The 17,885-nt window shown below is 59.0% G+C and carries 11 protein-coding genes; 7 read left to right on the top strand and 4 right to left on the bottom strand.

All coding sequences use genetic code 11. The features are described 5' to 3' along the window. The first annotated feature begins 39 nt into the window (after positions 1-39). The gene (locus KW403_RS00390) at positions 40-1,257 is read left to right on the top strand and encodes an MFS transporter (protein WP_223020836.1); all 1,218 of its coding nucleotides are present in this window, start codon (positions 40-42) and stop codon (positions 1,255-1,257) included. Positions 1,258-1,303: 46 nt separating this feature from the next. After that, complete coding sequence (gene gltX, locus KW403_RS00385; protein ID WP_223020835.1) at positions 1,304-2,677, top strand: glutamate--tRNA ligase; 1,374 nt, start codon at positions 1,304-1,306, stop codon at positions 2,675-2,677. Here the strand turns inward: gltX and KW403_RS00380 are convergent. After that, positions 2,595-3,710, bottom strand: a complete 1,116-nt coding sequence (locus tag KW403_RS00380; RefSeq protein ID WP_223020834.1) for a DUF2865 domain-containing protein — start codon at positions 3,708-3,710, stop codon at positions 2,595-2,597. The genes gltX and KW403_RS00380 overlap by 83 nt on opposite strands. A 168-nt stretch (positions 3,711-3,878) precedes the next feature. Beyond that, a complete protein-coding gene (locus tag KW403_RS00375; protein ID WP_223020833.1) occupies positions 3,879-6,194 on the bottom strand; it encodes an NADP-dependent malic enzyme in 2,316 nt (771 codons plus the stop codon). Between the two features lie 309 nt (positions 6,195-6,503). On the opposite strand from KW403_RS00375, the gene KW403_RS00370 reads away from it, so the two are divergent. Continuing rightward, on the top strand, positions 6,504-7,334 hold the full coding sequence (locus tag KW403_RS00370; protein WP_223020832.1) for a UDP-2,3-diacylglucosamine diphosphatase: 831 nt from the start codon (positions 6,504-6,506) through the stop codon (positions 7,332-7,334). Positions 7,335-7,358: 24 nt separating this feature from the next. Here KW403_RS00370 and dgcA read toward each other — a convergent pair whose 3' ends face one another. Then, the gene (gene dgcA, locus KW403_RS00365; RefSeq protein ID WP_223020831.1) at positions 7,359-8,342 is read right to left on the bottom strand and encodes an N-acetyl-D-Glu racemase DgcA; all 984 of its coding nucleotides are present in this window, start codon (positions 8,340-8,342) and stop codon (positions 7,359-7,361) included. 114 nt (positions 8,343-8,456) lie between these two features. Here dgcA and KW403_RS00360 point away from each other — a divergent pair, with 114 nt between their 5' ends. The 4 genes from KW403_RS00360 (at position 8,457) to KW403_RS00345 (ending at position 12,565) form a co-directional block, all read left to right on the top strand. Continuing rightward, positions 8,457-9,647 (top strand): ABC transporter permease, encoded by a 1,191-nt coding sequence (locus KW403_RS00360; RefSeq protein WP_223020830.1) that lies wholly within the window; start codon positions 8,457-8,459, stop codon positions 9,645-9,647. 8 nt (positions 9,648-9,655) lie between these two features. Continuing rightward, positions 9,656-10,468 carry an ABC transporter ATP-binding protein gene (locus KW403_RS00355; RefSeq protein ID WP_223020829.1) on the top strand — a complete coding sequence of 271 codons (813 nt, stop codon included), beginning with the start codon at positions 9,656-9,658 and terminating at the stop codon, positions 10,466-10,468. Between the two features lie 10 nt (positions 10,469-10,478). Then, positions 10,479-11,852, top strand: coding sequence for an MlaD family protein (locus tag KW403_RS00350; RefSeq protein WP_223020828.1), 1,374 nt, complete (start codon positions 10,479-10,481; stop codon positions 11,850-11,852). A gap of 110 nt (positions 11,853-11,962) precedes the next feature. Beyond that, entirely contained in the window at positions 11,963-12,565 is a 603-nt protein-coding gene (locus KW403_RS00345; RefSeq protein WP_223020827.1) for an ABC-type transport auxiliary lipoprotein family protein, read from the top strand. A 354-nt stretch (positions 12,566-12,919) separates the two neighbouring features. On the opposite strand, the gene KW403_RS00340 is transcribed toward KW403_RS00345, so the two are convergent. Beyond that, entirely contained in the window at positions 12,920-17,728 is a 4,809-nt protein-coding gene (locus tag KW403_RS00340; RefSeq protein WP_223020826.1) for an apolipoprotein A-IV repeat region-like domain-containing protein, read from the bottom strand. Positions 17,729-17,885: the final 157 nt, after the last annotated feature.

The raw sequence follows: 17,885 nt of genomic DNA, 5'->3' as shown, positions 1-17,885 counted from the left end.
GCAGTTCCACGGCCGCCCGGCCAAACATCAGAGCTTTCCATGTCTTACCTGAATTTTCTTCGCGAGAACGCGCGCTGGCTTGCGGGCGGGTTTTTGCTGACGCTGTTTTCCTCGTTCGGGCAGACATTCTTCATTTCGCTTTCCGCAGGTGAGATCCGCGCAGAATATGGTCTCTCTCACGGTACATTCGGCACACTTTACATGGTGGCGACACTGGCCAGTGCGTTCACGCTGCCACGGCTCGGGCAGATCGTAGACCGCTATTCGGCGCGCAAGGTCACGTTCATTATCGTTCCCCTGCTTGCGGTGGCTTGCGTCTCCATGGCGCTATCGCATTCACTCCTCGTTCTGGTGGTGACGATCTACATGCTGCGCCTGTTCGGGCAGGGAATGATGACGCACAACTCATTGACGGCGATGGGGCGTTGGTTCTCCGCCCAGCGGGGGCGCGCGGTGTCGGTGGCGACCCTTGGTCACAACGTTGGCGAGGCGATCCTGCCATTGACCTTCGTGGCCGTGGCTGCTCTCGTCGGCTGGCGCAACAGCTGGTTCATCGCTGCCGCCCTTCTTGTCCTGTTTGCCTTGCCCGTCATTTCAGGGTTGATCGCGGTCGAGCGTGCGCCGCGCGCCAGCGATCCGGCAGAACGCCGCAGCACCACGCGCGACTGGACGCGCGGCGAAGTTCTGCGCGATCCCGTGTTCTATTTGCTCCTGCTCGGTGTCATGGCGCCGGGCTTCATAGGCACCACGATCTTCTTCCATCAGGTCTATCTGGTAGAGTTGCGGGGCTGGTCGCTGGAGGTGTTTGCATCCTCTTTCACCTTCATGGCCTCGATGACTGTTGTGTTCGCCCTGATTTCCGGACAGTTGATTGACCGGTTTTCTGCGGTCGCGCTTCTGCCCGGCTTTCTGCTTCCCCTTGGCTCGGCCTGTCTCATCCTTGCCGCCAGCGAGGCCCAGTGGAGTGCATTCGTCTTTATGGGGCTGATGGGCGTTTCGTACGGATTTTCGTCCACCCTTTTTGGTGCGTTATGGCCGGAGGTCTACGGAATCCGGCATCTGGGCTCCATTCGAGCGCTGACTGTCGCCATCATGGTTTTTGCAACCGCCATGGGCCCAGGCATAACCGGCTTCTTGATCGATCGGGGCGTCAGCTATCCCCTCCAGATTGGCGTGATGGGGATCTACTGTCTCGTTGCCTGCGTGATGCTTCTGTTTGTGTCTCGTGGACTCGCTGCCCGTCAGCAAGTTGCGTAGCCGGTTCTCCTTGCCAATCGCAGCGCTTTTGGATACGCCCGCATCCATGACAGTCACCGTTCGTTTCGCGCCGTCCCCGACCGGCCATATTCATATCGGCAACACGCGCACTGCGCTCTTCAACTGGCTCTACGCGAAGAAAGAGGGCGGGCGCTTTATACTGCGTTTCGATGACACGGATATCGAGCGCTCGCGCCAGGAGTATGCCGATGGCATCGCTCGCGATCTTGAATGGCTTGGCATTGAACCGGATTTGACCGTCACGCAGTCGCAGAGGTTTAGCCTCTACGACGCGGCGGTGGAAAAGCTCAAGGCTGCGGGGCTTCTTTATCCCTGCTACGAGACGACGGAGGAACTGGAGCGCCGACGCAAAATCCGCTTGTCGCGCCGTCTGCCACCGGTTTACGGCCGCGAGGCGTTGAAGCTGACAGATGAGGAAAGGGCCGCGCTGGAGGCTGAGGGCCGCAAGCCCCACTGGCGCTTTCTCCTGCCCAATTATCGGCATGATCCCTTTATGACCGAACGCACGGAAGTCCAGTGGGACGACGTGGTGCGTGGACCGCAGACGGTGGATCTCGCGTCGATGTCGGATCCTGTTCTAATCCGCGCCGATGGCACCTATCTCTACACGCTGCCCTCGGTGGTCGATGATGTTGATCTAGGCGTGACGCACATCATTCGCGGTGACGATCATGTTACCAACACTGGCGCCCAGATCGCCCTGTTCAGGGCTCTGGATGCCGCGCCACCGGCCTTCGGCCATCACAATCTTCTGACCACCGCCTCGGGTGAAGGGCTTTCCAAGCGCCGCGGCGCTCTGTCGGTTGCTAGCCTGCGGGAGAACGGCATCGAACCGATGGCGGTCGCTTCGCTGGCAGTGCTTATCGGCACCTCCGAGAACGTGACAGCGGCCTCCTCGATGCAGGAACTGGCAGCGCTGTTCGTGCCCACTGCAACCTCCAGGTCGGCAGCGAAATTCGACCCGGCGGAGCTGACCGGGCTGAGCCGCCATATCATCCAGAACACGCCGTTCACCAAGGTCTCAGACAGACTGTCGGAGCTCGGCATCGCGGGAGATGACACGGAAGCATTCTGGCTCGCCGTGCGTGGAAATCTCGACACGGTTGCCGAAGCGGCTGAATGGTGGCGGATCGTCAAGGATCGACCGGCCAGCGACGCGGAGCTTTCACAAGATGACCGCGATTTCGTGCGCTCCGCTGCCAGAAGCCTACCGCTGGAGCCGTGGGACGGAGAAACCTGGCGTGAATGGACCGGAGCCGTCAAGACGGAGACCGGGCGAAAGGGGCGCGGCCTCTTCATGCCTCTGCGGATTGCCCTTACGGGGCGGGAACAGGGGCCGGAGCTCGCAGGTCTATTGCCCCTTCTGGGTCGGGAAGAAACGCTGGCCCGACTATCCTGACAGGGCGCTGGGCTGCTTCGTCATCAAACGAACGGGTCGGAGGGGGACTGTCGTCTGCGACCGGTTCTACAACGATCGGTTCTGCGACTTCGCTTTGTGCTGCCTCCCGTTTTGGAGGTACTGCCACGTAAAAGCTTGAAGACGTTGCTCCGGTCATTTCCTTTGTAACGGATTGAACTTCCGACAGGGACGTGGATTCTTCGTTTGAAATCGGGCGCGCGTCGACCGCTTTTTCTCCAGCAACGATGGTAAATCGCCTATCCTTCCGGCAACTGCATGCCTTGTTCGAGACGCCCGTGCTGCGATAGCTGAAGGCTTTCGGAAGCTCACGATAAGGGGTGCCATCCGCCGTCGAAACCATGTCTTCGGCTTCCTCGTTCAAAACGTCATGTGCATAGAGCGCCACCTCGGCGCCAGGGCAGCGCGCCATGCAGGTCGTTTCGTCCCGGGAAAACTTGTCCTTGGACACGGAAAACGAGATCGGGAAATAATACCCGTCGCATGTCCGCACACACATGGTTTGAAAAACCGTGCTTGGGCGGTGCCGTTTACGAGGCTCTGATGTTGCGGTTCTCTTCGCGGGCTCTCTGCTGTTTTTGCGCGTTCGTGTCGTGCCCTTGTCGTAGCAATTATTGGCTCGCAGTCTCGCCTGAATGCTGGCGCGTCCGGCCTTGGAGCCAACATTGGTCCGCCGCTCCATCTGGCGCAGTTTTGTGAGGTTGTTCTCCATGCTGGCAGCTGACTTCCTCAACTGAGCACATTGAGCGATACGGTTGCCGAAAATGCCGAAGCCGCATTTTGCCTGCTTCATGCGCGAGCGCACGATGCCGAGCTGATGCTGCTGTTTTGCTATGGCGCGGGCATAGCTGCGGCTTTTGCTTGAAGAGCCGGAGGGGGTGGCAGCGAGTTGCGCTTCGAGTGTTTTGCAGATGCGCGATGCTGCCTCCGCTTGCACAAGCGGAGTTGCAGCGATCGGCGCCGCCGCAAAAGCCAGAAAAATCAATCGAACCAGGTATTTGCCACCCAGACGCATCGTGTGCCCCGCCTGCACTTTCCGGCTGACGCGCGAGCATTTCGCTTCGCACTTCCGTCAACACTGCCGGTTGATCGAAGAAGATAGGGCAACCAGGTTAAGCTCCGGTTAGAAACGCCAGTCCATCGCGACCTCGCGTTGCAATTCACGCTAGACACGACCGGTAAATCAGCTGGTCATGACCGCCTTACTTTTCTGCAATGCCTCCACGGCTGCGAGAGCAGTCATGTTCACGACGCCACGTGAGGTAACCGATGGTGTGAGAATATGCGCAGGCATGGCGGTTCCAAGCAGGATTGGGCCCACATGCAGCGCATCTGTCATGATCTTCAAGGTGGTGAGCGTAATGTTGGCTGCATCAAGGCTCGGGAACACGAGAAGATTGGCTTCGCCGGAAAGCGACGCCTGCGGATAGACGCGCTGGCGCAACACTTCTGAGAGTGCGGAATCGCCATGCATTTCACCATCGGACACAAGATCAGGCGCAATGCGTTTCAGTGTCAATGCGGCTTCGCGCATCTTGATCGAGCTTTCGGAATCGCGTGAGCCGAAATTGGAATGCGACAGCAGCGCTGCCTTTGGTTCGATACCGAAGCGTCGGATTTCCTCAGCCGCCAGGATCGTCGTTTCCACGATCTCGGATGCTGTCGGGGAGAGCGTGACGTAGGTGTCGGTGAAGAATGTTACACCGAACTGCGAGATGAGCATGGAAAGGGTGGAGAGGTCACATACACCTTCCCGCCGGCCGATGATCATGTCCACATAGCGCAGGTGCTTCTCAAAGCGCCCTTCGAGACCGCAGATCATGGCGTCGGCCTCGTCGCGCATCATGGCGATGGCGGCAATGACGGTTGTATTGGTGCGGACCAGCGTTCTGGCGGCTTCGGGGGTCACGCCGCGCCGACCGGCCAGTTGCACCAAAAGGTCGACATAGTCGCGATAGCGCGGGTCGTCCTCGGGGTTGATAATGGCAAAATCCTCGCCAGGCCGAATGCGCAGGCCATAACGCTTCAGGCGTGTCTCCACCACATGTGGACGGCCAATGATGATGGGCTCTGCAATGCCTTCCTCGATGACCACCTGGGCTGCGCGCAACACGCGCTCGTCCTCTCCATCCGCATAGATAACGCGTTTCGTTCCTGCGCCCTTGGCCGCGGAGAAGACGGGCTTCATCACCAGCCCGGAGCGGAACACGAAGCGGTTCAGCCGATCGAGATACTGGTCCATGTCCTCAATCGGGCGTGCGGCGACACCGCTTTCCATGGCCGCTTCTGCTACAGCCGGTGCGATGCGCAGGATGAGACGTGGATCAAAAGGTGAGGGGATAAGAAAATCCGGACCGAAGATCGGCGTTTCGGCGGAATAGGCACGCGCTGCCACGTCAGAAGGCTCTTCGCGAGCCAAACCGGCGATGGCCTTCACAGCTGCACGTTTCATCTCCTCGTTGATGGCTGTCGCTCCGACATCGAGGGCTCCTCTAAAGATGTAAGGGAAGCACAGAACGTTGTTCACCTGATTCGGGAAATCGGAGCGCCCGGTGCAGATCATGGCGTCAGGCCGCGCTTCGCGCGCCACGTCCGGCATGATTTCGGGTACAGGGTTGGCGAGCGCGAGGATCAGCGGCTTTTCAGCCATGTTCGCGAGCATTTCCGGCTTGAGAACACCGGCCGCCGAAAGACCGAGGAACACATCCGCGCCGCCAATCACTTCGGCCAGTGTTCGGGCTTCGGTATCCTTCACATAGGGCGCTTTCCAGCGATCCATCTCTTCCTTGCGGCCTTCGTAGACGACACCGTGCCGGTCTGTCAGCCAGATGTTTTCGGTTTTGGCGCCGAGCGAAACAAGCAGATTGAGGCAGGCGAGCGCGGCCGCTCCGGCACCAGACGAAACGATCTTGGCCGAAGCTATGTCCTTGCCTGCCAGTTCGAGACCGTTCAGCACGGCAGCGGCGACGATGATTGCAGTGCCATGCTGATCGTCGTGGAACACGGGGATTCCCATGCGCGCCTTCAACTGCTCCTCGACCTCAAAGCACTCGGGAGCTTTGATATCTTCCAAGTTGATGCCGCCGAATGTGGGTTCGAGAGCAGCGACGGTTTCCACCATGCGATCGATTTCGGGTGCATCAATCTCGATGTCGAAAACGTCGATCCCAGCAAATTTTTTGAAGAGGACGGCTTTGCCTTCCATCACCGGCTTGGAAGCGAGTGGGCCGATATTGCCGAGCCCGAGCACCGCCGAACCGTTCGAGACAACGGCCACGAGGTTTGCGCGAGCCGTGTAGTCGGCAGCGCTCTTCGGATCATCATGGATCGCCATACAGGGGGCGGCGACGCCGGGCGAATAAGCCAGCGCCAGATCGCGCTGATTGCCTAAGGGCTTGGTTGCTTGGATTTCCAGCTTGCCGGGGGTGGGGTGACGGTGAAAGAAGAGCGCGGCTTCGTCGAATTCTGATCGCTGCGGTTTCTTGTTGTCGGACGACATTGGCGGCTCCACATTATGGCTCTGGCGGCTTGGCCGTTTGACTTGCGGCATCGCATCCAGGCGTCACCCAATTCTTTGAAAAGGTCACGACGCTCAAATGGTTTGATTCATCCTTTGTGCTTAGGCGCTCGCTGAGGCTTTTTCCAGCGTTGAATGTTGAGAAGCAGTTTCATGTGCCCGAATTGGGCGGCGACCGGATTTTTTGCGGTCCTGTGTGACCGATTTTCCGTATCGAAACGGTACCCGTCATATGTCTGTGACATGAATCGGGCCATAGAGTGCGCGACTTAACAAGGCTCAGGCGGGACAATGACCGGCGCTGAACACCGCAAATTTCGCGCACTCTTCATCTCAGACGTTCACCTCGGCTCGAAACCGGCAAAGGCCGAGTTTCTGATCGATTTTTTGCGCTACCATGATGCAGACAAGATTTATCTGGTCGGTGACATCGTGGACGGTTGGCGCCTCAGGCGGTCATGGCATTGGCCGGCAACGCATAATGATGTGGTGCAAAAGCTCCTGCGCAAGGCGCGAAAAGGAGCCGAGATCACATATATTGCCGGCAATCACGACGAATTTCTTCGCTCGTTTCAAGGCGTCCATTTTGGCGGTATCGTCGTGGTGGACAGGGTGGTTCATGAGACGGTGGACGGGCGAAAGTTCCTCGTCATCCATGGCGACCAGTTTGATCAGGTCGTTCACAATGTGCGCTGGCTCGCCTATCTTGGCGACAAGGCTTACGATCTTGCCATTGTCGTCAACCGCGTGATCGCCCGCGTCCGGCGTATGTTGGGGCGCCCATACTGGTCTTTTTCCTCATGGGCAAAGATCAAGGTCAAGAAGGCCGTGAAATTCATCAGCTCGTTCCAGGATGTGCTTGCGCAGGAAGCCCAGCGGTCTGAGGTTGACGGTGTTATCTGCGGGCATATCCACCATGCCGCGATGGAGGATATTCGTGGCGTCACCTACATGAATACTGGAGACTGGGTCGAGAGTTGCACGGCCCTTGTCGAACATTTCGACGGGAGTTTCGAAATCATCACCTGGGCACAGCTTCTTGATGTGAAGCCGGTTCCCGGAGAGATTCGGGAGCAAGGTGTGGTGACGGCGTTTCAAAGAGACCGGATCAAAGCTGCTTGAGCGGCCCTGATCGCCGTAGCGCTTTTAGCCCCAGAGTTGAGGCGAGGGTGGCGAAACCAGCGAACCGGTATAGGAGAGCCCGTGGGGGCGATCCTTGGCCAGAAGCAACGGTCCGTCCAGATCCACGAAATCAGCGCCCTGGGCGAGCAATACAGCGGGCGCCATAGCGAGCGACGTTCCCACCATGCAGCCCACCATCACGCCGAAGCCCATTTCACGCGCGCGATCTCGCAATTCCAGCGCGGCGGTGAGGCCGCCTGTCTTGTCGAGCTTGATGTTGACGAAATCATAAAGCCCGGCGAGGTCGGCAAGGCCCTCTGCGGTGTGTACGCTTTCGTCCGCGCAAATTGGAACAGGATGCGGAATTTCGCGCAGGATCTCTTCTTTTCCAGCGGGCAGCGGCTGCTCGATCAGGGCCACGTGGAATTCAGCGGCGGCCAGAATGTTTTCTCGGATATTCTCTTCCGTCCAGCCTTCATTCGCATCGACGATCAGCCGGCTGTCGGGGGCCGCGCCTGCGACCGCATGAATCCGCGCTGCATCGTCTTCGCCCCCTAGCTTCACTTTCAGCAGTGGCCGGGTTGCATGTGCGCGTGCCTGGGCAGCCATCTCCTCAGGCTCAGCGAGAGAAATGGTATAAGCGGTCTGCAAGGGGCGTGGCGGAATGGTGCAGGCGGTTATGGAAGCGCGCCGACCGGAGAGTTTCGCTTCCAGATCCCACAATGCGCAGTCGACGGCGTTGCGTGCCGCTCCCGCTGGCATGGATCTGGCAAGATCAGCGCGGCTGATACCGTTGGCAATATCTTCGCGCATCGCGTCGATCTGGCTGATCACGCTCTCCTCCGACTCGCCATAACGCGGGTAGGGAACACATTCTCCGTGCCCACGGACTCCGTTTTCACTCACCGTGCACGTGACGACTCGCGCCTCGGTGCGCGAACCCCTGGAGATCGTGAAAACGCCAGCGATGGGAAAACTCTCGGTGCCTGTGGCCAATTCGCGTGTCATTTCCGCCCTTCTTCTCGCAAAAATCCGAACTATCAGAGGAACATGCCTTATATGGAGGCTGTATAAGCCGGCAAGCGGTTCCCTTTGGACCTGCTCCGCACTAATGATGGTGCCATGTTGACCAATTCCGTTGACGACGCAAGCGACGCGGGGCGCCCGAGTGGCCAGAGTGAGGACCCTCACCTGGAGACAGGCACCGAGGGCGGCGTGCTTTCATGCCGGCTCACAGGCGCATGGAACACGCGCACCGTCGCGCGGGTCGATGCCCGCATGCGCAAGCTGGAAGCGCAGGACGAGCCGCAGCGCCTTCTTATGGATCTTTCGGGTATCACCAACCTCGATACGGCAGGGGCCTGGCTCATCGAGCGCTTCATTTATGCGCATCAGAAGCGCGGCGCCGAGGTCGCGATCCGCGGGGAAAGTGAGGCCGCCAAAATACTTCTGCCCGCGGTTCGGGACGCGGTCGAACAGGACAGCGAGAGCAACCCCCCAAAAAAGCGCTCGCTGATTGTCCATCTTCTGGAGCGTATCGGTCACGCCATGTACGAGGCGCGCGACGATATTGTCTACGGTGCCCATATTCTGGGCGCCACCATCGGCGGCGCGCAAATGAAGCTTGGCCGCGCGCACGCAATCAATCCCGCCGCCATCGTCAACCAGATTGATCGCATGGGTGTGGGAGCGGTGCCGATTATCGTGCTGATGTCGGCCATCGTCGGCGCCATCATTGCGCAGCAGGGTGCGTTCCAGCTGCGGTATTTCGGCGCTGAAATCTTTGTTGTCGACCTTGTTGGGATCCTGATCCTGCGCGAGCTCGGCGTGTTGATGACCGCAATCATGATCGCCGGACGCTCCGGCAGCGCAATCACCGCCGAAATCGGCTCCATGAAGATGCGTGAGGAAGTGGATGCGCTGACGGTGATCGGTCTTAATCCGGTCGGCGTTCTCGTCTTTCCGCGTCTCGTCGCGCTCATGGTGGGAGTTCCCTGCCTCACCATTGTGGCCAATTTCGCCGCGCTTGGAGGCGCGATGCTGATTGCCTGGCTTTATTCGGGCATCCCTCCGGAGGCATTTATCGATCGTTTGAGGGATTCCATCGATCTTTCCACGATCTTCGCTGGTCTGATCAAGGCTCCCTTCATGGCTCTGATCGTCGGGATTATCGCTTCCATCGAGGGAATGAAGGTGGGGGGAAGTGCAGAGTCGTTGGGAACGCATGTCACCGCTTCGGTGGTCAAGGCGATCTTCGTGGTGATCGTCGTGGATGGAATGTTCGCCATTTTTTACGCAGCGATCGACTTTTAGGTGGCGGGATGGTGCTGACCCAAGAACGGCAGGAAGATCAGGTGGCGCAGTCCCGGGACGTGGTTCTTTCCGTGCGCGAGGTGACCGTGGGGTTTGGTGAGACGCTGGTGCTGGATGGTCTTTCGCTGGACGTGTACCGCGGTGAAATTCTCGGCTTTGTCGGGGCTTCGGGCGCGGGGAAGTCCGTGCTGCTGCGCACGATCCTCGGTCTTGTCCGAAAACAGTCGGGATCCATTCACCTCCTGGGACAGGATCTCGACGCGGCGACCGATGAAGAGCGGCTGAAAGTCGACATGCATCAGGGAGTGTTGTTTCAGCACGGCGCGTTGTTCTCGGCCCTCACGGTCCTCGAGAACATCCAGGTGCCCATGCGTGAATATCTGGACCTGCCGCGCGCGCTGATGGATGAGCTGGCCTATTTGAAGCTTGAGCTCGTGGGCTTGCCGCGCAATGCCGCGCCAAAATACCCTTCCGAGCTTTCAGGCGGCATGATCAAACGTGCGGCGCTGGCGCGTGCGCTGGCGCTTGATCCGGATATCGTGTTCCTCGATGAGCCGACGTCCGGCCTTGACCCGATCGGCGCGGCCGAGTTCGATGAGCTGGTCGGGAAACTGCGCGACACGATGGGCCTGACCGTCTATATGGTCACGCACGATCTCGACAGTCTCTTGACGGCGTGTGACCGCATTGCCGTTCTCGGTGGCAAACGTGTGCTCGTGGAAGGCACGGTCGAGGACATGCTTGCATGCGACGATCCTTGGGTGAAAGCCTATTTTAGAGGAAAGCGGGCACGGCAGATCGACCGTTCCGCGAGAGGTTAGCAGGGTTACTATGGAAACCAGAGCCAACTACGTTCTTGTCGGCTTTTTCACCGTGCTGGTCATTCTGGCAGCGTTCGGCTTCGTCTATTGGAGCGCAAATATAGGAGATCGGGGCGAGACGGCAGTGCTGAGGTTTCGAATTCCTGGCTCCGCATCCGGTCTTTCGAGGGGCAGTGCGGTGCTGTTCAATGGCGTGAAAGTGGGCGACGTTCGGCGTGTTTATCTGGATCTTTCGAACCCAAGTGTCGCGATCGCCGACGCGGAGGTCGACCGGCTGACTCCCATCACGCATTCGACGAAGGCAGATGTCGGATTGGCAGGGCTCACCGGCACGGCCAATATCGAGCTGACGGGAGGCGATCCAAGAGAGCCCAACCTCTTCGATCTGGCGGAAGAGCGGGATGCAGTTGCGGAAATCCAGGCAAGCCCTTCGGCCGTGACCAATCTTCTTCAGACTGCGCAGAGCCTTTTGACGCGCGCCGACAATGTCGTGTCACAGCTAGAAGGTTTCACAAAGGACGCCCGGCAGCCTCTGACCGACACAGTCAAGAACGTTCAACGATTTTCCGAGGCGTTGGAGCGGAACGCGTCTGGCATCGATTCATTTCTCGCGAATGTGAGCTCTCTTTCAGAGACTATTTCGAACGTGTCGGGGCAGCTCGACAGCACCCTGAAGGCTGCCGAAGAGCTGATCGCTTCGGTGGATAGGGATAAAATTTCATCCATGGTCACCAATTTTGACGAATTTTCCGGCCGTCTGGAGAAGGCGAGCCGCAACATGGACACGGTCATGTCCAGCGTCGACGAGACCGTGCGTTCGATCGGTACATTCTCGACCAACGCCAACCAGACATTGGCCAAGCTCGACGGTGTTCTGGACAGCGTGGATCCTGCTACGGTGAAGTCCGCTGTCGGAAATTTTGAAGAAGCAAGCGCCACGGTCAACCGTGCCGCGAAAAGCATCGCCGATGTTAGCGAAACTGTGGACAAGCGCAAGGAAGATATCGATCAGTTCATCACCAACGCCAGCGAGCTGGCGAGCCAGTTGAACACGTCGTCGGTGCGGCTTGATTCGGTTCTCGCCAAGCTCGACGGCATGCTCGAATCCGGTGACGGCGACGGCCTGATGGCTGATGCGCGCGAAACGCTCAAATCGTTTCGCAAAATGGCGGAAACACTCACGGTGCGGGTGGATGCGATCTCCGGAAATCTTGAGCGTTTTTCGGGTGGCGGCTTGCGAGAGGTCGAATCGCTGGTTCGCGATGCACGGCGTTCTATCAACCGGATAGAAACTGCTGTTACGGACTTCGAGCAGAACCCGCAGCGCATCATTACCGGCGGAGAGGGAACGATTCGTCGTTATGACGGCCGGGTGCGACGTTGACATTCATGCGGCATCATCCCAAACCAGTTGACAGAAGGTCTTTGGTTTTTTGAACGATTTCAGGGGCTGGTCCCGCCGGGTTCACCGGTGTTCGGATTGAGGAGCGTTTGTTGAGGACGAGGGCAAGGTTTATAGCGCTGTTGGCGCTGGGGGGCGTTCTGTCCGGTTGTGCTGCCTTGCCAGGCGGCGGGCCTGCGCCCGTCGATGCGTTTGACCTCACTACACCCTCAGTGGCGCAGGATGGGCGTCGTGTCAGCCGGAAACAAATTCTGGTTACGGAGCCCACAGCCATAAAGATGCTGGATGGGCAAGACATCGTCGTCAAGACGTCGAGCGGTGCCATCCAGTATCTTGGTGGTGTGAGGTGGGCAGATCGCCTGCCGCGAATTGTCCAGACTCGTATGGCCGATCTGTACCAGCGCTCGGGTCGCTTCGGAGGTGTCGGTATGCCAGGCGAGGGGCTGGCCATCGATTACCAGATTCTGGCAGACCTGCGTGCCTTCAATGTCCGCGTAGACGGGCAGGACCGCGCCGAAGTCGAGATCTTCGTCCGCATTCTGAATGATCGAAACGGGGTGGTGCGGGCTTCACGCATTTTCAGTGCTTCCATGCCTGTGAGCGGTAGCGGCGGACAGGCATTTGCATCGGCGCTCGACCGGGCGTTCGGCTCGGCCATGAGCGGGCTTGTGGACTGGACTGTCTCGAATATCTGAAGCCGAGAACGTGGCCGGTTCGAAAGTGGTTGTTCACCATCGTTCCGACCGCCGGAAACTTGTCCATCTGCATCAAAGCGTCGATTGATATTTTGAGGCTGGGCAGGCGCCCCACAAGCTGACCGGTGGGGGAGTTTGCCTTCCTGCACCTTGAAGAGCATCGTGTCACAATGGTGCGCCTTCATTCCATGCGTGCCAACGATGTGTGATCTTCAGACAGACTGTTTTGGTTCTGCGGGATTAGTGGATTACCGCAATCAATGGCTGACTACCGGATGCGCGGATCCGAATGGCGCCAAAAGATAAACGGGCCCGCAGGGGCCCGTTCACTTATTCTGATGTCCAATCCCGCCTCTAGCGGAGGCGGCCGCTGGCATGAGCCAGCATTGTGTAGACCTTGCCCGTGTCGGAGGTCAGATAGGTCTGGGTCATCATATTGTCGCGATCCGAACGGGAGACATCGCGCAAGAGTTTCTCGAAATCACGGCAGTAGAGATCGACGGCAGCATGAAATTCGGGATCGGAACGATACTTGTTCTGAATCTCGTCGAAGGTTTGCTGTCCCTTGAGCGTGTAGAGGCGACGTGTGAAGACGTTGCGCTCGCCGCGACGATAACGGTCCCAAAGATCGATCGACGCTTCGTGATCGATGGCCCGGGCGATATCCACCGAGAGCGAGTTCAGCGATTCCACGACATGCAGGGCAGATCGGTCTTCCTTCTGAACGGAAGAGGCCGGGCGTTCGCGTTCGCCATGACTTTCATCGTTGGAAGCACTGCGCAGGAGATCGCGAATCCACCCCCCACCAGCGGCTGGCTGGCTTCCCTGCTGCGGCGCGCTTGCGGGCTGTGTGGAGCGCGAAGACGGCGCTGCCGGCTGGCGTGACCTTTCAATGACAGGCTGTGCGGCTCCAGACGGCGCCTGTGGAGCAGGCGCTGGCGCCGGCTGGCGCAGTGGGGGCGTGTCTGCGGGAAGGCGATTTTCGCTCGCTCGATCACGTCCATGCATGCGGCCGGATTTCGATACGATATCTGAAAGCTCCTTCAGCGCGTTGACTTGTTCGGTGATCGCATTGCGCATAGCCGAAGTCGACTGCTTGGCTTCCGCCGGCAGTTCGGCAATGCCGCGCTTCACATCGCTGCGCGTCTGCTCCAGTTCGTTGCGGATCTCTGCAGCCGTGCGGCGAATTTCATCCGTTGCTCCACTAAAGCGGCTGGTTGCGGATTCAACGACCTCGGCAATCGACTGACGGATACCTTCAACCGACTGCTGGGTGCGTCCCTCGGCGGTGGTGAGGGTGCGTCCCACGAAATCCTCGAATGCGTTCATCGTGCGCTCGATATGCTCGGATTTTTCAGCCAAGCCGGAAGCGAGAGCCTCCAACGCCTTCTGACGGTCCTCAAGATTGCCGCTCAAGCCCGATTGCGCACGCTCCAGCAACTCTGACGCTGTCTCCAGCACCTTGCTGTGATCTTCGAAACGGCTTGCTATGGCAGAGATTTCACGAAGGGTCCTGTCGGAGAAGTCTGCCAGACGGCCGGAGTTTGCATTGATGAGGCTTGCCGAGTTGGAGAAGGTTTCGGCAGCCTTTTCCGCGTTCTCGGCAAAGCTGGTTGCGGTGGTGCTGAGGCGCTCGTCCACCTCGGAGAGATTCTTGGACGCTGTGGAAATCAACGCGCCCAGACGCTGGCCGGAAACGCCGAGTTTCTGCAGAAGCTCGTCGATATGTCCGGTCAGGTTCGTCTGAACATGCTCGAAAGCCGACAGAGCTTCGTTCGTACGGTTGGTCAGTGCATTGAGCAGAGCAGCGTTTTCGGATTGCAGACGCTGCGTCGTTTCCGTCGTGATTGCCTGAATGCTCTCACGCAGTTCGCCACCGCTGGCAGCGAAGCGTTCCACGAGTGGCTTGGCCGTCTCGTCCAGGATACGTGACATCTCCGCCGTGCGGCCTGCCAGGATGGAATTGAGCTCGCGAGTGCGCTCCTCCAGGCTGGACACGGTTTCGTTCGTGCGCTTGCCGATATGTTCGTCAACTGACGCAAACGTTTGAGCGATGGTATCGGCGGTGGAGACGAGCCGGGCCTGCGTGGTCGAGAGCTGCTGGTTGACGTGCTGAGCTACCGATTCGGCGCTCTCGCGCAGACGTGCATCCGCGTCGTCTACGCCTCCGGAGATCGTGCTGGCGATCATGCTGGCGCTGTTCGACAGACGTTCCTGCAGCTTCGAAAGCGATTCGCCCATGGCGTTGGCGCGTGCGTCGAGCTCGGCCGATGTCTGATGGGTGCGGGCAACAACGCGTTGATCGAAATCCTCGAAGGTCTTCGAAAGATCCTCTGTGCGCGCGGTGAGTTGTTCTGTGGTCTGATCAACCCTGCTCAGAATTTTGCGATCTGCTGCATCAAAGGTGTCGGTGATTGCCTTGGTGTGTTGCGACAAGGTTTCGGCTGTCGTCTCAAGGCGTGCAGCGATGCGGCCGTCAACCTCGGCAAAGGTTTGCGCGAAGACGCCAGCGCGTTCGGTGAAGCGGGCGGAAGCGTCATCAAAGGTCCGGTCGATGTCCTCGATGCGCGCGCCGAGGGTCGATGCAGTCTGTTCGGCACGCGCGGCAATACGTTTATCTGCGTCCTCGAACACCTTCGCTGCCTCCTCGTTCAGTGTCGAGGTCGCTTCGATGACCTTGTCGCGCAGGGAGCCAGCGACCACAACGGCACTGTTCTCGAGTGTGCTGCGGACATTTTCCACGCCGATGGAAAGCGCTTTCTCCATCGTCTGTGTACGCTCTTCGATGATCCCCGTCTGCTTGGTGAAGATCTCGTTGACGCGCAGCGCTTCGTCTTCGATCACGGCGTTGAGCGCGTTGCGATGTTCATCGATCTTGGCAATGTTCGTGTCGAGCGCTTCACCAAAACTGTCACGTGTTTTGGCAAGCTGTTGTACCTGTTCCCCGATCCCGGCTTCGAAGGTTGCGCGTGCAAGGTCGAGTTTCTCCATATCTGCGCTGAATGCGCCGGATAGCCGCTGATGCGTCTCTTCAAAAGCCTGAATCTGACGTTGTGCTGCCTCGCCCATACGCGACTGGGTCGCGTCGATACGCTCAATGCCTTCATCGAACTGTGCAGCCATCTGCGACCAGTTCTGGTCGAGGCGTTTGCCAAATTCGCCCGCTGTGTTCTCCAGCATGATGCTGGTGGAAGCCACAAGGTCGGACAGTTCGCTGCTAAGAGCGGATTTGCCAGCCTCCACAGCTGCGGAGACTTCGTCCTTTCCTTGCGCAAACGTATTTGCGATTTCGCGCGTTCTTTCCACGAGGGTCTCGTTGATGCTGCGCGCCCGCGCTTCGAGAGCGGAGTTCAGCTTTTGCGTGCCAGCGTCGAGCGCTTCAGCGCGTGTGGTGAATTCAGCGATGAGAGCGCGGCCCCGCTCGGTAACCGCATTTTCCAACTGACCAAGACGGGTGTCGAATTCACCGGTCAGGGATTCAGTAGCTTCGCCCAACGAAGACATCAGAGCGGAACTGCGGGTCTCAAACAGCGAACTGAGCGAGCGGGTCGTCTGGTCGGTGCGTTCGGCGAGTGTCGCCATGCGCTCATCGAACAGATTGCCGAGTGTCTGGGCTGCGTCCTGAGTTTCCTTGGTAAGTGTACCGAGACGCGAATCAAGAACCTTGGTCAGGGTCTGTTCGGCATCGTGTGTGTTCTGGCTGAAGGCAGAGATGCGCGAATCAAGAACGCTGCCAAGCTTGGTGGCAGCTTCTTCTGCGCCATCGGCAAGAGCGGATACGCGTGAATCGAGCAGGCCGCCAATCTTCTCGGTGGCTTCGTCGGTTCTCTGCGCAAGGGTGGCCATTCGCGTGTCGAACAGGGTGGCCAGATTCTGGGTTGCGTCCTCTGTGCCCTTGGTGAGGGAGGCGATGCGGGTATCGAGAAGGCTCGCAACCGCATCTCCCGACGTCGTGATGCGCTCCGAAAGGCTATGGATACGATCGTCGATGCCCTGGTGGAGGGTGCCGCCCGTGCCTTCGAGCTGCTTCAGCAGAGCTTCGCTTGATGCGTTGACGGAAGCAGCCAGCTGTCTGGATGCATCGGCGATGGTCGCACGGATGCGCTCTCCGGCCGTGTCCAGCTCGTCCTTCAAAATTTCGTGTGCGCCGGCAATCGACGCCCGGACGCGTTCGGCGTGGCCTACAATGCCTTCGCGTTCTGATCCGAGACCATCAACCAAATGGCGGATGCGCGTTTCGTTTTCCGAATAGGCGCGTTCGAGTTCACTGACCTCGGTGTGTACCAGCGTTTCGAGTTCGACGGCACGGGTGAGGGTGCGGTCCATGCCGTCGCCCATGGCCTGAACTTCGCGACGAACAGCTTGACCAACGGTCATGATGCGTTCGTGGGCAAGGTTTTCAGGTTCGGCAAGGCGGAAGGCTGCCTCTGCCATGGATTGCGCGGCGAGCCTCATTTCCTGGGCGCGGCGCACCATGACTGCAAAGCCCCAGAACAGGATGACCGGAACCACAATGCCGACGAGGAGGGCGATCGCGTGCGGAGCCGCCAAAAGGGCGTCGGTCGAGCGGATCTGCCAAATTTCGGGACCGTAGAGCATCTGGCCAAGGAGAAGGCCTCCGCCGATCCACAGAGCCGAGAGAATGGCGACCAGCCAATAGGCGGTGTTTGGGGCGCGTCGGTCGAATTTGCGCATGACAGCACTGAAGTCGCCGGCACGGTCGTCGTTGGCGGGTGCGAATGACTGGGCAGCAGCGTTCTCAGGGGCGGGTTCGACCGGTGTGAGGTTCTTCCGGTTGGCAGGCGTTTCCTGGGCCTTCTCGGGTCTGGCCACGGTACTGCTGCCAGGCTTTTCAGACGCAGCGGCGATGGAAGCCGGAGTACTCGCCTTTGCGGCCGGTGTGGTTTCAGCCTTTTCCTTGGAGGACGGCGCTGTGTCTTTTTTCTCGCTCACGGCGACTTTATCGTCTCCGTTCTGATCGCGATTTTCCCGCGCGAGTTCCTCGGCCGCGGCAGAGATCTGCGCTTCGAGGTCCTCCATGGAGGCAGCGATGTCGAGGTCGCCATTCTCCAAGCCATCTGCAAGCTCCAGATCGAGGGCATCCTCGAGTTCCTTCGCAAAATCGCGCTTGGGTTGATTTTTCTTTGCTACTGTACGCGCCATACCGCCAAACCTCAGCTACTCTCAGCCGGAGCCTCATACGCAAACTAGAGGAACCTCGTACTCCGACACTATGCCCAAAATGAGCCAAGCGTATCGTAATGGGACAAGGCCTTGTTGAAAACACGCAATCGCTCGGATGTGTAAAAGTTTAAACATA

Origin of the sequence: Nitratireductor kimnyeongensis, from assembly GCF_019891395.1 — a bacterium.
Classification (GTDB): Bacteria; Pseudomonadota; Alphaproteobacteria; order Rhizobiales; family Rhizobiaceae; genus Nitratireductor; species Nitratireductor kimnyeongensis.
Note: the sequence above shows the minus strand (reverse complement) of the source record. Positions and strands in the feature narration are given on the sequence as shown.

What these genes read in the sequence shown, in the direction of transcription:
- KW403_RS00380 (WP_223020834.1), bottom strand. Translation starts at nt 3,710, where the DNA reads ATGCGTCTGGGTGGCAAATACCTGGTTCGATTGATTTTTCTGGCTTTT.
- KW403_RS00360 (WP_223020830.1), top strand. Translation starts at nt 8,457, where the DNA reads ATGTTGACCAATTCCGTTGACGACGCAAGCGACGCGGGGCGCCCGAGT.
- KW403_RS00350 (WP_223020828.1), top strand. Translation starts at nt 10,479, where the DNA reads ATGGAAACCAGAGCCAACTACGTTCTTGTCGGCTTTTTCACCGTGCTG.
- KW403_RS00390 (WP_223020836.1), top strand. Translation starts at nt 40, where the DNA reads ATGTCTTACCTGAATTTTCTTCGCGAGAACGCGCGCTGGCTTGCGGGC.
- dgcA (WP_223020831.1), bottom strand. Translation starts at nt 8,342, where the DNA reads ATGACACGCGAATTGGCCACAGGCACCGAGAGTTTTCCCATCGCTGGC.
- gltX (WP_223020835.1), top strand. Translation starts at nt 1,304, where the DNA reads ATGACAGTCACCGTTCGTTTCGCGCCGTCCCCGACCGGCCATATTCAT.
- KW403_RS00355 (WP_223020829.1), top strand. Translation starts at nt 9,656, where the DNA reads ATGGTGCTGACCCAAGAACGGCAGGAAGATCAGGTGGCGCAGTCCCGG.
- KW403_RS00375 (WP_223020833.1), bottom strand. Translation starts at nt 6,194, where the DNA reads ATGTCGTCCGACAACAAGAAACCGCAGCGATCAGAATTCGACGAAGCC.
- KW403_RS00370 (WP_223020832.1), top strand. Translation starts at nt 6,504, where the DNA reads ATGACCGGCGCTGAACACCGCAAATTTCGCGCACTCTTCATCTCAGAC.
- KW403_RS00340 (WP_223020826.1), bottom strand. Translation starts at nt 17,728, where the DNA reads ATGGCGCGTACAGTAGCAAAGAAAAATCAACCCAAGCGCGATTTTGCG.